18 protein-coding genes are annotated in these 14,148 nt (G+C 40.5%); 9 read left to right on the top strand and 9 right to left on the bottom strand.

The window, feature by feature from the left end:
* Positions 1 to 54: 54 nt before the first annotated feature.
* The 5 genes from gspM to MKI85_RS03170 form a co-directional block, all read right to left on the bottom strand.
* Positions 55 to 534, bottom strand: coding sequence for a type II secretion system protein GspM (gspM, locus tag MKI85_RS03190; protein WP_241624921.1), 480 nt, complete (start codon positions 532 to 534; stop codon positions 55 to 57).
* The gene (gene gspL / locus MKI85_RS03185; protein WP_241624919.1) at positions 534 to 1,676 is read right to left on the bottom strand and encodes a type II secretion system protein GspL; all 1,143 of its coding nucleotides are present in this window, start codon (positions 1,674 to 1,676) and stop codon (positions 534 to 536) included. Before gspL ends, gspM begins: the two co-directional genes overlap by 1 nt.
* A gap of 27 nt (positions 1,677 to 1,703) precedes the next feature.
* On the bottom strand, positions 1,704 to 2,159 hold the full coding sequence (locus MKI85_RS03180) for a SixA phosphatase family protein (protein WP_241624917.1): 456 nt from the start codon (positions 2,157 to 2,159) through the stop codon (positions 1,704 to 1,706).
* A gap of 118 nt (positions 2,160 to 2,277) precedes the next feature.
* Complete coding sequence (locus MKI85_RS03175; RefSeq protein ID WP_241624914.1) at positions 2,278 to 3,351, bottom strand: NAD(P)H-dependent glycerol-3-phosphate dehydrogenase; 1,074 nt, start codon at positions 3,349 to 3,351, stop codon at positions 2,278 to 2,280.
* A 31-nt stretch (positions 3,352 to 3,382) separates the two neighbouring features.
* On the bottom strand, positions 3,383 to 3,958 hold the full coding sequence (locus MKI85_RS03170) for a nitroreductase family protein (protein WP_241624912.1): 576 nt from the start codon (positions 3,956 to 3,958) through the stop codon (positions 3,383 to 3,385).
* Positions 3,959 to 4,155: 197 nt separating this feature from the next.
* Between MKI85_RS03170 and MKI85_RS03165 the strand changes: the two genes are divergently transcribed.
* On the top strand, positions 4,156 to 4,530 hold the full coding sequence (locus tag MKI85_RS03165; protein ID WP_241624910.1) for a hypothetical protein: 375 nt from the start codon (positions 4,156 to 4,158) through the stop codon (positions 4,528 to 4,530).
* Positions 4,531 to 4,601: 71 nt separating this feature from the next.
* Here MKI85_RS03165 and rhlB read toward each other — a convergent pair whose 3' ends face one another.
* On the bottom strand, positions 4,602 to 5,753 hold the full coding sequence (rhlB, locus tag MKI85_RS03160; RefSeq protein WP_241624908.1) for an ATP-dependent RNA helicase RhlB: 1,152 nt from the start codon (positions 5,751 to 5,753) through the stop codon (positions 4,602 to 4,604).
* 98 nt (positions 5,754 to 5,851) lie between these two features.
* Entirely contained in the window at positions 5,852 to 6,064 is a 213-nt protein-coding gene (locus tag MKI85_RS03155; protein WP_005177104.1) for a cold-shock protein, read from the bottom strand.
* A gap of 385 nt (positions 6,065 to 6,449) precedes the next feature.
* Here MKI85_RS03155 and MKI85_RS03150 point away from each other — a divergent pair, with 385 nt between their 5' ends.
* The 6 genes from MKI85_RS03150 (at position 6,450) to MKI85_RS03125 (ending at position 9,984) form a co-directional block, all read left to right on the top strand.
* Positions 6,450 to 6,683: a sulfurtransferase TusA family protein gene (locus tag MKI85_RS03150; RefSeq protein ID WP_241624906.1), complete on the top strand. Its 234-nt coding sequence runs from the start codon at positions 6,450 to 6,452 to the stop codon at positions 6,681 to 6,683.
* 140 nt (positions 6,684 to 6,823) lie between these two features.
* On the top strand, positions 6,824 to 7,693 hold the full coding sequence (gene rpoH / locus MKI85_RS03145) for an RNA polymerase sigma factor RpoH (RefSeq protein WP_241624904.1): 870 nt from the start codon (positions 6,824 to 6,826) through the stop codon (positions 7,691 to 7,693).
* A 141-nt stretch (positions 7,694 to 7,834) separates the two neighbouring features.
* Positions 7,835 to 8,200 carry a DUF423 domain-containing protein gene (locus tag MKI85_RS03140; RefSeq protein WP_241624902.1) on the top strand — a complete coding sequence of 122 codons (366 nt, stop codon included), beginning with the start codon at positions 7,835 to 7,837 and terminating at the stop codon, positions 8,198 to 8,200.
* 26 nt (positions 8,201 to 8,226) lie between these two features.
* Positions 8,227 to 8,424, top strand: a complete 198-nt coding sequence (thiS, locus tag MKI85_RS03135) for a sulfur carrier protein ThiS (protein WP_241624900.1) — start codon at positions 8,227 to 8,229, stop codon at positions 8,422 to 8,424.
* Between the two features lie 12 nt (positions 8,425 to 8,436).
* Positions 8,437 to 9,222: a thiazole synthase gene (locus MKI85_RS03130; protein ID WP_100243144.1), complete on the top strand. Its 786-nt coding sequence runs from the start codon at positions 8,437 to 8,439 to the stop codon at positions 9,220 to 9,222.
* Positions 9,223 to 9,294: 72 nt separating this feature from the next.
* Positions 9,295 to 9,984, top strand: coding sequence for a hypothetical protein (locus MKI85_RS03125; RefSeq protein WP_241624898.1), 690 nt, complete (start codon positions 9,295 to 9,297; stop codon positions 9,982 to 9,984).
* 59 nt (positions 9,985 to 10,043) lie between these two features.
* Here the strand turns inward: MKI85_RS03125 and MKI85_RS03120 are convergent, their stop codons facing one another.
* On the bottom strand, positions 10,044 to 10,655 hold the full coding sequence (locus MKI85_RS03120; RefSeq protein WP_241624897.1) for a glutathione S-transferase N-terminal domain-containing protein: 612 nt from the start codon (positions 10,653 to 10,655) through the stop codon (positions 10,044 to 10,046).
* Positions 10,656 to 10,870: 215 nt separating this feature from the next.
* Here MKI85_RS03120 and MKI85_RS03115 point away from each other — a divergent pair, with 215 nt between their 5' ends.
* Together MKI85_RS03115 and trmB are read left to right on the top strand one after the other, a co-directional pair.
* The gene (locus tag MKI85_RS03115) at positions 10,871 to 12,319 is read left to right on the top strand and encodes a SulP family inorganic anion transporter (RefSeq protein ID WP_241624895.1); all 1,449 of its coding nucleotides are present in this window, start codon (positions 10,871 to 10,873) and stop codon (positions 12,317 to 12,319) included.
* 213 nt (positions 12,320 to 12,532) lie between these two features.
* Entirely contained in the window at positions 12,533 to 13,249 is a 717-nt protein-coding gene (trmB, locus tag MKI85_RS03110; RefSeq protein WP_100243162.1) for a tRNA (guanosine(46)-N7)-methyltransferase TrmB, read from the top strand.
* Positions 13,250 to 13,324: 75 nt separating this feature from the next.
* Here the strand turns inward: trmB and MKI85_RS03105 are convergent, their stop codons facing one another.
* A complete protein-coding gene (locus tag MKI85_RS03105; RefSeq protein ID WP_241624893.1) occupies positions 13,325 to 14,101 on the bottom strand; it encodes a Rossmann-like and DUF2520 domain-containing protein in 777 nt (258 codons plus the stop codon).
* Between the last annotated feature and the right edge of the window lie 47 nt (positions 14,102 to 14,148).

The raw sequence follows: 14,148 nt of genomic DNA, 5'->3' as shown, positions 1-14,148 counted from the left end.
TATAGGCGTACCCCACCCAAAACACCATGCTTGGCAACTGTTTATTTTGACCTATTATTGTAGTGTCGCTGTTAATTTAATCTGCCCTGCACTGGACACAAATTCCATTTTTTTAATACTTAAACCCATCTGTGCCAATTGAGTGAGAAAATTCGCCAGAATTGCATAATTCGTATGGCTCACCACCACTTGGATTTGTTCACCCATTTGTTGCGAAGCCACACCTAACCCTTGTTGCTGTGCAGCACGCTGTACCTTGTCTGCTGCACTTAGTTGCACATCCCCTGCTGGCTTCATGGTCACTGCATTACTTTGCATCCATACCACCAGATCCTTAAGCTCGCTGACCCGCTGTTGCTGATATTCAGCAGCCTTATGCATGTACCACAATGCTGAACCCACAGCAGCAACCAGTACAAAAATCACCGTAAATACCACCATGATACGTTCACGAAGCGACAAGCGCTCTAAATAGTGTGCAATCAACTCTGAGTATGAAGCGAATGAGCTTTGAATTTTTTCTAATGCTTTCATTATTGTACTTTCACCGAGCCAATAACTCCCGAACCATTCGGCTGAATATTCCCCAGCTCAACCTTAAATCCTTGTTGATTCAATTGTTGTGTCAGATTTTGTAAAATAGCTGATGAATTCGCCTTGAGATCCAAATTTAGTGCACCTGCATCGTAAGAAACACGATCCGCGATAATTTTATTTTGCATTAACACAGGACCAACCCGACTAAGCAGTTGCAGCCCTGCATTTTGCCCTATTTGATTATTACGCATCTGAAATTCAAACTGACTTTTCAACGTCTGTTCTGTCACTGGATAATTTTGTCCAAACCAATATTTAAATTGAGACACAGCCTGAACAGCTGTTTCATCAGCCACTTTTTTATTTTTATACCAACGACTGGCATCATAACCAAACTGAACCACTAAAATTACCAAAAATAAAGCTACACATGCCTTCCAATAGCCCGAAAGCTTTGTATCTGACTTCAATTTCGGCAGAACATTAAAAGGATGTTGCTTGGTCTTCTTTAAAGGTGCAAAGGTGTATTGAAAGTTATTAATTTGATCTTGAGTGAGTCGGGCTTGCAAACTATTCAACTGCACATCAGTAATATTTGACACAACGTAATTATGTGTAGCGGTCTGATAGTCCAGATACAACGGCAAGTCATCTATGGAACAGCCCATCCACTCGCTTTCACGTGCCAGTAAACGACCATGTAGATAAAGTAAAACGGTTTGTTCAACACTCACAGGCTGCGGAGCTGCATAAAAATCGGGAATGAGTGCTACTATCTTGAGTGGCAATAGTGAAAGCGAATGTTGCCATGTTTCAACTAAATGCTGTGAAATACCCAATAAGGTCAACTGGTCTGGATTTTGAAAATGATGTAACACTTTCATACTATCTATCGGAAATACGATATATTCCTCTAACAGATATTTAATGCCTTCTTGCCCCAATTGCTTATATTGCGCTTTGTTCAACGTCTGTTGTAGCATTTGTATATGACGACTAGGGAAAAAAACCGTCACTTCTTGATGCGCAAAAGGTTGCAAGTCCTGAATCAATTGTTCAAGACTCACCGCAGCTTGCCAAGACTCCCCTTGCGACCACTGCCACGCCTCATTCGCTTCAGGCATCCATATATACAACATTTATTATTATCTGCCGTTTGGTGTCATTTAAGCTTGAGGGATAAAACGCTTTTGTACCGTGGATAAACCAGCCGCTATCACTGTTTGCTCGTAACAACGTGCTTCAGCTAGTGAAAAGGGATGAAATGGCTCATTGGTAAGTAATTCTTCAATATGCGCCACAACATTCATATGACAAACAACGACTATCGACTCATAAGGCAGATGCGATAACCATTCCACTGCAACGCGCGCATCGTCATCTGGTTTAATCGCATTACATAATAAAACGGGCACACCCTTAAAATGAGTTTGAATATGCGCTAGTGTCTCTTGCGCTCTTAATAATGGGCTGACAATGAAAATATCAGGCTGAACCAGATCTTTTAAATAATTTGCGGTTTCTTGTGCTTGCTGATGACCACGTGCTGTTAACGGACGCTTGATATCATTTCCATCTAGTGCTGGCGAAGCTTCGCCATGACGGACCAAAGTAAGTTGCATAAAATTTCCTTATTATTTCAGAGCACACCACTGTATTGTAAAATTAAAATCAGTAGGTGCTCAGTTTTGAAGTATATACAATATTTATGACAATTCTAATGCATTCAATTAATTAAACTTAGACTTCATGATGTGGCAAAACAAACTCAACATCACTGCGATGACCATTTTTCATTAATGACACTGCAATAGATAATGGCGGCGCACCTTCAAAAATCACATCATAGAGTGCACAGGTAATCGGCATATACACATCCAATTCTTCCGCTCTCGCACGTACCTGAACGACGGTGTTAATCCCTTCTGCAGTTTGCCCCAACTCTTTGGTGGCTTGCTCCAAAGTTTTCCCTTTCCCCAAAGCATAACCAATTTGGTAATTACGACTAAGTGGACTATTACAAGTCGCAAATAAATCACCCACGCCCGACAAACCAAGGAACGTTAATGGATTTGCACCCAACTTCACAGCGAAACGACTCATTTCAGCCAGTGCACGGGTTAAAATCATGCTTTTGGTATTTTCACCTACATTGTAGGCAGCAGCCATCCCCATTGCGACTGCATAAATATTTTTTAGCGCACCACCCAACTCAACGCCATGCACATCATCACTAGCAAAGACACGAAATAATGCACTGTGTAAGGCTTGCTGCACAGCATAGCGTACAAGTTCCGAATCACTCGCAATGACTGTACCCGCAGGCTGACCTGCAACAATTTCTTTTGCCAAATTCGGACCAGAAAGCACACCAAATGGAACTTCAGGTAATTCCTGCTGAATAATATCGCTCATAAAGCAGAAGGTATTTGCTTCAATACCTTTGGTTAATGACACCACAGCTTGCGAGCTAATAAACGGACGAATCTGTTTTAATACATCACGAAATGAATGACTCGGAATAGCCACCAAAATAATATCGCGATCGCGTACTGCTGTTTCTACATCTGATACTGCAACCAAGCCAGTCTCAAGTTGAAAATCTGGTAAATAACGCTGATTGATATGGGTACGATTAATTTCTTCTGCAATCGCTGCATCACGAATCCAAATCATGGTATCACAGCCATTTCGCACAGCCGTATTCGCCATGGCTGTTCCAAAACTCCCCCCACCCAATATGGTTACACGTAAAGCAGTTTTGCGATCAATTTCAACAGGTTCTACCAAATCACTAAAATTTAATTCAGACATTTATTTTTATATCCCAAAGCAAACACCAAACTTATTTATTCCAAGAACTTACATAATCTGCAGTACTAATTTCAGTACGTGGTGGAATCGCTTTTGCCGCCGTACCCACATAAATAATTCCTGAAATGAGATCGTGCTCAGATAGCCCCATAGCATGCTTTAATAATTTTGATTCGACTACTGCACCACTACGCCACATGGTTGAAAAACCTTGTGCCTGCAAAGATAACAAGAAATTTTGAATGGCTGCACCAGTACTTAATGTTTGTTCAAAATAAGGAACTTTGGCATGTTCTTGAAATTTTGTCAGCGCCAAAACCAGTAAAGGCGCCCGAAATGGGTGATGCTTGACCCGATCCAATTGCACCTGATCTTGTTCGCCTAAATCTGCGAGTGCTTGGGATAATAATTGCCCAAAGGCTTCTCGCTGCTCTGGCTCTATCACCACGAATTGTGTTGGTTTTAAACGGTGATGATCAGGCGCTGTCAATGCTGCCTGAAATGCTTTTTCCAACTGAGCTGCATTCGGTGCAGGTTCTACAAGATGCCCTATAGACTGACGTTGATGAATATTTTGATGAATGAGGTCTGCAGTTAAATCCGTCATTGACTTTAAGATCTATACATAAATACTCCTGCAAGAGTATCACAATATTTTCATATTGCTCTAGCAGACTGAATAAATTGTCTTTCTAGCCGCTTTTTCACAGAGCAGCAAAATAAAACTGCACTTTTTATACAACACCCTGCCGCACAATCATGAACACTATGTGGTAGAACTTCATAATTACAGATGGGAAAAATATGAATAAAATTTTAACCTTAAGCACTACCGCTTTATTCACCCTATTATTAACAGCTTGTGCATCTAGTCCAACTTCATCTACCGTCATTCAAAAAGAAAATAACCAATTTGAAGTAACTGGTTTGGGTAAAACCAGCATTATTTCTAAAAATAATGCCGTGGAAGCCGCAAATAAAACCTGTAAGAGCTCAACACCCATCGTTGTTACCGAGAAAACTGAATACAATGGCGCTTTAAAAGGTGTCGTAGATGCTAAAACTGGAGAGATGATTCAATCTGCTGCTGACGTGATTGGCAGTATTGCTGGCACCAATACCAGTATTGCCAAAGATACCGATTATCAAACTGTAGTGACTTTCTATTGCAAAAGTTAAGTCAACATAATTTATAAGCAATAAAAAAGGTTAGTCTTCAACCTAACCTTTTTTTGATTTTAGGTACGAGATTAACAATAACCTTCCAATCGAGTTAACGGTAATTTCTGACCAATCGCCTTTTCAATTTCTGGCAAGTGGAAAGCATCATCTTCAGAAAGAAAACTAATACTGACGCCACGCGTACCCGCACGACCTGTACGTCCAATACGATGCACATAATCATCTGACTGCTCAGGCAAAGTAAAGTTCACAACATGCGATACACCATCCACATGAATCCCACGACCCGCAACATCTGTTGCGATCATGATGTTATGCTGGCCATTTTTAAATTGGTCCAACATTTTAAGACGCTTATCTTGTGCAATTTCACCAGAAAGCATCACCACTTTATAACCATCGCGCTTTAAACTGTCATATAACTTACGCACTTGATCGCGACGATTGGCAAAAATCATAACCTTTTCAATTGGTTCATCACGAAGAATATCTTGTAGTAGTTTATATTTATCCGTCTTCGCAACCATATACACACGTTGTTCTACATCTGCATTAGTTTTCTTTTCAGGCTCAATTTCTACAGTCACAGGTTCAAACAACCATTGCTGAGCCAAGTTAAGCACATCATAGCTAAAGGTTGCAGAGAACATTAAGGTTTGACGTTGTTCTTTACGTGGTGAATAACGCACAATTCGCTTAACCGATGGAATAAAGCCCATATCCAATAAACGGTCTGCTTCATCAATCACTAAAAATTCAATTTTGTCCAACCAGACTTCTTTCTGTTCCACAAAATCAATCAATCGCCCTGGTGTTGCCACGATAATATCGACAAAGCTTTTATCTAATTGTGCTTTTTGCTTATCGAAATCAACCCCACCCAATAATGTCACCAAGTGCAGATTGGTAAACTTGGTCAAAAGTTTAGCATCACTTTCAATTTGCAACGCCAGTTCCCGTGTTGGTGCCAGAATTAAGGCACGTGGCTCACCACGGAAACGCTGTTCTTGAATTGGATTATTCAGCAAATCATTAATTACACTGACCAAGAAAGCTGCTGTTTTTCCTGTTCCAGTTTGTGCACGCCCAATGGCATCATGCCCAGCCAAAGTAAATTTGAGCACCTTTTGCTGGATTGGCGTCATTTCCTTAAACCCTAAAGCATCAATCGCTTGTTTAAGTTGAGGATGTAAATTTAGGGTTTCAAAACCAGATGACATAAATACTTGCTCAAACTAATGAATAAAGAAAAACGAGGTCATTATAAACAAAAAACGCCCCAATATACATTGAGGCGTTTCGAAGAATCTTTAGCGTATTAGTCTAAAGGTTGAACTTCTTCAGCTTGGAAGCCTTTTTGACCTTTTACAACGCTGAATTCAACACGTTGGCCGTCACGAAGTGAACGGTGGCCTTCGCCTTGAATAGCACGGAAGTGAACGAATACATCGTCACCGCCATTGCGTTGAATAAAACCAAAACCTTTAGTGTCGTTGAACCATTTAACTACGCCTTGTTCACGAGCTGTCATAAGTTAATCCTCATTGTATTTAAAAGAAGGACCACCCGGTGTTGCAAACAGCAGAGCAAACAAGGTTTAAAAACATTTATTATTTCTAAGCTTGTAATCATTCTGTATAACTATTAACAAAATCCCGGTTACATCCAATTGTAGAGCATGGGTTTAAAACAATTTATAGTTGTGATAAATCCTCAATACGGCATCGAGCTTAACATGGGTTTATGACAATTAATAGAATTTTTTTTACTTATTCCACATCAAATTAAGTAATTTTTTTTTCAATACTTATTTAACACCAAGATAAACATAAATATAGTTTCACTGTGTTTTAAGTTGGGATTTGGCACCAAATTTGCTAATATTCAATGGTGTTTCCTGAAACTACTCACTCCATATGTCGAATCAAAGCGAATGTGACCTCATTATTGATGCGATGGGAAAGCCTTGCCCTATGCCATTACTCATGCTGAAGCGTTCATTAAAAAATTCTCCGCATGGTCGGGTCTTGCTCAAATCCTCCGATCCGCATAGTCAGATTGATGTGACGCGCTATTGCCAAATGCATCAAATGGCTTGTGTTGTGCAAAGAATTTCAGAGCATGAATACCATTACTTAATTGAATCTTAATTATTTTCAATTAAACTAAATGGTTTCAATTTGGCATAAAAAATTACATAACACTACCCAAATTTCCTTAATGTGTGAGCGTATTGGCATTAAGATGAAAGGTAGTGGAACATCAATGTCCAATTTTATAAGGAGTACCTATGAGTGACAGCAGCAATCAATTGATGCCCCTGTCATTATCTGCACCAGGTGTAAACCTTGGGGCATATATTAGTACTGTCAATCAGATTCCAATTTTAACAGCCGAACAAGAAAAAGAGTTGGCTGAACGTTACTACTACGACCAAGACCTTGATGCCGCTAAAATGCTGGTCATGTCGCATTTACGTTTCGTGGTACATATTGCACGTAGTTATGCAGGTTATGGTTTACCACAAGGTGATCTCATTCAGGAAGGTAACCTTGGCTTAATGAAAGCCGTAAAACGTTTTGACCCGAATATGGGTGTACGTTTGGTTTCCTTTGCAGTGCACTGGATTAAAGCTGAAATTCATGAATACGTAATTCGCAACTGGCGTATTGTCAAAATTGCGACCACAAAAGCACAACGTAAATTATTCTTTAATTTGCGTAGCCTAAAAAAATCTAGCAAAAAGCTGACGCTCGAAGAAGCAAAGTCAATTGCTAATGACTTGAATGTGACCCCTGAACAAGTTATTGAAATGGAAGGTCGCTTAACGGCTTATGATGCAGCTTTTGAAGCACAAGGGGATGATGACGATGAGGGTTCAACACATGTCGCGCCTGCGTTGTACTTAGAAGATAATCGCTACGACCCTGCACGCTTGGTTGAAAATGAAGACTACGAGGAACAAAGCACCTCGGCTTTACATGAAGCCATGGAGCAGCTAGATGATCGTTCACGCAATATCTTGCAACGCCGCTGGTTAGATGATGACAAGTCCACCCTGCATGAATTAGCTGCAGAATATAATGTTTCGGCTGAACGTATTCGTCAGTTAGAAAAAAATGCCATGGAAAAAATTAAAGTTGCAATGTCATCCAACTAAATTCTTTCGAACCTTAAAGGGCACAACTTCTATGTTGTGCCCTTTTTGTATGAACGCTTTGAACAATGTCACATTTCGCTTTTTTACCTTACGCAGAATATGCTAAGGTTATGCGCAAATTTGTTCAGGTCATCATGGCTTATGTGGATCGCAATCTCTGCACTTAATTTAGCAATTGCTGTCATGTTAGGCGCTTTTGGTGCTCATGGTTTAAAAGCCCGTGCAACCGAAGCCCAATTAGCTTGGTGGCAGACTGCAACAGATTATTTTTTCTATCATGCATTGGGCTTATTGGCGCTCGCCATTTTGGCAAAAGTAGTTCCTCAACTTCCAATTAAAGTGAGTTTCGCCCTCATTCAAATTGGAATTTTCTTCTTTTGCGGTTCTTTGTATGTCATGGCTTTGGGTTTACCTCGCGGCTTAGGTGCCATTACACCCATTGGCGGTGCGCTTATGATTGCTGGGTGGCTAGTTCTGGCTTGGAATGCTTATAAATACGCCAAATAAAGTCGCAGATTGTTGGGAATTAAAACATGCAAATTTTTCTAAATGGTGAAGCGAAAGAGACTTCTTGCCTGAATCTTTTACACCTGGTTCAAGAATTAGAACTGGAAGGCAAACGCTTTGCCGTCGAACAAAATGAAATGATTATTTCTAAATCTAAACTCGAGCAAACCCCCATTTGTGATCAAGATCGCATTGAAATTATTCATGCCGTTGGTGGCGGCTAATTCGGAGCTCCCATGGAAGATACCCCTCTTATTGTAGGTTCAAGAACATTTCACTCACGTCTGTTAGTGGGCACGGGGAAATATAAAGATTTAAACGAAACTGACTTAGCCATTCAAGCCAGTGGTGCTGAAATTGTCACGGTGGCGATTCGTCGTGTCAACATCGGACAGCACCCTGATCAGCCAAATTTACTTTCAGTTATTCCACCTGAAAAATACACCATTTTACCAAATACAGCTGGCTGCTTTGATGCAAACAGTGCAATCCGTACCTGTATGTTGGCGCGTGAACTCTTAGATGGTCACAACCTGGTGAAACTGGAAGTATTGGGTGATGAGAAAACACTTTATCCAAACATTACCGAAACCTTAAAAGCTGCACGCACCCTGATTGATGATGGCTTTGAGATTATGGTTTACACCTCGGATGACCCAATTGTGGCGCAAGAGTTGGAAAGCATGGGCTGTGTAGCGATTATGCCTTTAGGCAGTTTGATTGGTTCAGGTTTAGGTATTTTAAACCCACATACCATTTCAATTATTAAAGAAAATGCCAAAGTTCCAGTGTTGGTAGACGCTGGTGTGGGTACGGCTAGTGATGCTGCGATTGCGATGGAACTCGGCTGTGACGGCGTGCTGATGAATACGGCAATTGCTGCTGCACAAAATCCAATTTTAATGGCTTCTGCGATGAAGAAAGCCGTTGAAGCAGGACGTGAAGCCTTCCTTGCGGGGCGTATGCCACGTAAGCGCATGGCGAATGCAAGCTCTCCTGAAACAGGTTATTTCTTCAAATAAATAATGACTAAAATGGATTCTTCGGAATCCATTTTTCTTTTAAACTTTTCTTATAATAAGACGATGAATCACATGCTAAAAACAATACTTACACTGACTTTAATCAGTTTCAGCACAGTTACCTTAGCGGCCTCAGACAAATCAGCTTATACCAAGTTTATCCCCCAAGGCTGGACAGTTTTAGAAACAGTCACTGGAGATTTAAACCGTGATGGTAAAGCAGATACTGCATTCATTATTCAGCAGAATGATCCAAACAATATCAAAAGCCATGAAGGTTTAGGCAGTGAGCGCTTAAATCTAAATCCAAGAAAACTGTTAGTGTTATTTCATACAGCGCAGGGTTATCAACTGATTACTGAAAATGACTCTCTTCCAACTGAGAATGATGAAGAATCCCCTTGCCTTGCAGACCCATTAGAAGATGGAGGCATTGCCATAACGAAAGGACTACTGAAAATAAACCTACATTATTGGTTAAGCTGCGGCTCATGGTACGTCACCAATAACAGCTATACTTTCCGCTTTCAAAATAATAACTTTAGCTTGATTGGTTTCGATAGCAATGATTTTCATCGTGCTTCAGGCGACATCACCGAGAAGAGCATTAATTTTTCAACAGGCAAAGTGAAAACCACCACTGGTAAAAATGAATTTTCAGACACTTCGCAACCTGTAAAAGTTCATTGGAGCTCTCTTAAAAATAAGTACCAATTTACACTACAAGACATCGATTTTAGTGAATATACGGAATACCAATAAAAAAATGCCTCTTGATGAGGCATTTTTTAAACGTAGAATTAAGACTTAGATTTCATACATTAAGGAATTAAGCCTTCATCACGCATCGCCATTTGTACAGACTGACGTTCAGCCACTTTATTGCGAATTGCGATAATATTCTTATACGGCGTTAAATCATGATGAATGTAGTTTGACCAGTTTGTTAGCACGAATAAGTAAGCATCTGCAGGTCCAAAATTATCATCCACTAAATAATCATGATCCGATTCAGCAATAGCTTGATCAATATGTGTCAATAATCGATCAATTTCTGCATAGGCTTTGGCTTTAGCCTCTTCTGACAACGGTCCACAAAATAATACTGCATAGGCATCATGTAATTCAGAATTCAAATAACCCAACCATTCTAATACTTTGGCACGACCTAAACCTGATGGTGGAATCAAGTCCTGTTTTGGATCGTGTTGTGCCAGAAAAGGTAAAATTGCAACATTTTCAGTGAGAATTAAACCTGGATTAATTTCCAGTGCTGGTACATAACCTTTCGGGTTAATTGCATAATAATCTTCACCTTTTTCTGTTTTATGGTTTTTTAGGTCTACACGAACCAGATCAAAATCGACATTAATTTCATTTAGAATAATATGCGATGCTAATGAAGATGCACCTGGGGAATAATAAAGCTTCATATATAATCCTTGTTATCTAACTCTTTAATTTTTTAAATGCCTTCAAACAAACTTTCAAGCGTTCAGACCTGTAAATTGCAAAAAAGCGTAACGACCTATAAATAGTACTTCTTGAATATTGTTCAATTTTTACAATTTTTCAAGACAATCTCGTGTGCTTTTTTATTGTTAGATGTTTTAACATACACATTCTTTAAATTTAATGAAATGTAGTAGTGATTAGCCTTAAAAGATCAGAATGGTTATCAAATATTCGTACTGATGTACTTGCGGGTATTGTCGTGGGTTTAGCCCTTATTCCCGAATCTATCGCCTTTTCCGCTATTGCGGGTGTTGACCCTCAAGTGGGTTTATATGCTTCTTTCTGTATAGCCGTCAGTATTGCTTTTTTTGGTGGGCGCCCTGCCATGATTTCTGCGGCAACAGGTGCAATGGCGTTATTGATGATTACCCTCGTGAAAGATCACGGGCTACAGTACCTGTTTGCAACCACCGTTTTGACAGGTTTGATTCAGATTATTGCAGGCTATTTTAAAGTCGCGAAACTGATGCGCTTTGTTTCTCAGTCTGTGGTCTATGGTTTTGTGAATGCCTTAGCCATTTTAATTTTTGTGGCGCAAATCCCTGAAATACAAAAAATGGACTATATTGGCTACGGCTTTGTCGCATTAGGCTTGGTGATTGTCTATCTATTCCCTTATATCCCTAAAATTGGAAAATTGCTGCCTGCCCCACTGGTCTGTATCATTTTACTGAGCTTAGTGGCACTGGTTTTTGGTGCAGACATGCGTACAGTCAGTGATTTGGGGCAATTCCCAGATACGCTACCTGTATTTTTAATTCCAGATATTCCACTGAATCTTGAAACCTTAAAAATCATCTTCCCTTATGCCATCACTCTAGCCACCGTTGGCTTACTCGAAACCATGATGACCACCACCATTGTGAATGAAGCAACAGGTACAGAAGGTGATCGCCATAAAGAATGTCGTGGTCAAGGTTATGCCAATATTGTCAGTGGTTTTATGGGCGGTATGGCTGGCTGTGCTATGATTGGTCAATCGATTATTAATGTCAGTTCTGGCGCACGTACACGACTCTCTACCCTTGTCGCAGGTGTATTCTTGCTGTGTCTGGTGGTGTTTTTAAAAGACTGGCTGGCGTATATTCCAATGGCAGCACTGGTTGCGATTATGATTATGGTGTCCTTTACCACTTTTAACTGGGATTCGGTCAAGCAGTTTAGTAAACATCCGAAACAAAGTAATATCGTGATGCTGAGTGTGGTGGTGATTGTATTGGCGACGCACAATCTAGCTCTCGGTGTATTTGTCGGAGTCTGTCTGTCTGCCCTGTTCCTTGTGAACAAACTGGAAAGTGAAGTGAAGGTGCAAGCTCAGCAACTGAATACTGAAACGCTGCAATATCAAATTTCAGGACAGATCTTCTTTAGCAGTGCAGAAAAATTCTATCAATTCTTTGATTTTTCGACTTCTGCCAAGCGTGTCATTCTTGATTTAACCCATGCGCATGTCTGGGATATTACTTCGGTGAATATGCTGAATACTGTCGTGCAAAAGTTTCGAGATCAAGGCATTGACATTGAAGTGGTCGGTTTAAATGAAGCCAGTAGCACTTTGATTGATCGCTATAATCCACTGTAAAATTGGTGATGCATTGAAAGAGCTGGTTATCCAGCTCTTTTTTATTTTGTAGTGGACAACACTCAAGACTCTCATTCAAGCCAAGTACTGTAGGATGAGATTCACGCTGACAAACTCAAAAACAATTTAATTACCGAAATATGGGTAAAAAATTTGACTTGCCAGTCTCAGGATTTAAAATACCGCTTTCGAATTTTTACATTTGCCAAAGTTATGTCAACCGATCTATTAGAACCGCAAGTCGTCGAGCTAGACAACTTGAATGAGCATCGTGAAATTGTGACGTATATGCGTCGCTCTGCTCCGCTGAATACTTCTCAACGTACTGCGCTTGAACAATATGGTCACTTAATTTTGGAATATCCAGTCGGTGATTTGCGTCAGCATTTTGAACATCCTGAGCGTCCACTGACGGTTGAAATCGGCTTTGGTATGGGCCGCTCACTGGTGCTTATGGCAAAAGCCAATCCAGAACGCAACTTTGTCGGGATTGAAGTTCACATTCCTGGTATCGCGCAGTGCGTATATGAAGCAGGCATGGCTGAACTGAAAAACTTACGTGTTTTAGATGCCGATGCAATTCAAGTGTTACGTGAAATGCCCGACAACAGCATCAACTGCGTGCAATTGTATTTCCCTGACCCTTGGCAGAAAAAGCGTCACTTTAAGCGTCGTTTCGTTTCACATGACCGTATGCCACTGGTTGAGCAGAAGCTGGAAATGGGTGGAACATTCCACGCAGCAACGGATTGGGAACCGTATGCAGAGTGGATGCTTGATGTATTAGACAACCGTCCCAATCTGGAAAATCTGGCAGGCAAAGGCAATAGCTACCCGCGTCCTGAATGGCGTCCACAAACTAAATTTGAACGTCGTGGTTTGGAAGCTGGTCACAAAATTAATGACTTTATTTTCAAGAAAATTAAGTAATTCATCTTAGTAAATTTTTCTCAAGCATGATCTAATGCATGCTTGAGATTCCCTTCTCTTTCCTCAAGCTAATTATTATGCTTGATGTCGCTGCATAATCTGCTGACTAATTAAGGCATACACTTCAGCTAAATCTGGTCGTTGCAAATCCGCCAATATCGACTGATGCATCTGTAAAATATTCACATCACCGCGTACCGCAGGTCCTGTCTGCATGATTTTAGGATCATTCTGCGTGGCTTTAGCCGCTGTTTCCAAAATCAATGGATAGAGTAAGCTAAAATCTACCTGTGTCTGATCGACAATTTGCTTACTCATGTCATAACAGTAATTGGTAAAATTACAAGCAAACACAGCTGCCAAATGTAGACTTAAACGTTGCTGCGAACTATAGGCATAGACACGTTCACTGAGCTGTTGTGCTAGTTGCAATAAACACTGTTGATCTTCTTCAATTGCTGCCTCCACAAAGAGTGGCGTTTGCTTCCAGTCAAGTTCGCGCTCCAAGCTAAAAGTCTGTAAAGGATAAAACACACCTGAACGTGGATGATGTTGCTGCAATCGCTGTAGATCGGTGCTACCCGAAGTATGTACAATCAGCACATTTGGCAATAACGGTGCGACTTCTGCAATCACAGTAGCAATGGATTGATCACTCACCGCAAGAATCAACAGATCAATCTCTGGATTTAACTCGCTAAGCGATGGACACGCTTGTGCTACCACATGTGCAGCTAAACGCTGTGTTTTTTCCCAAGTCCGACTATAAACCTGTACGATTTGATGTTGCTGCTTCAAAACGGATGCCAAATGGTAGGCAACACGGCCTGCACCAATAAAACTAATTCGCATGTCTGTTCTTACTCTTCATTTCTGCTGCAAGCATGCCAATAAAAAAA

Source organism: Acinetobacter zhairuonensis, assembly GCF_022601715.1.
GTDB lineage: Bacteria > Pseudomonadota > Gammaproteobacteria > Pseudomonadales > Moraxellaceae > Acinetobacter.
Note: the sequence above shows the minus strand (reverse complement) of the source record. Positions and strands in the feature narration are given on the sequence as shown.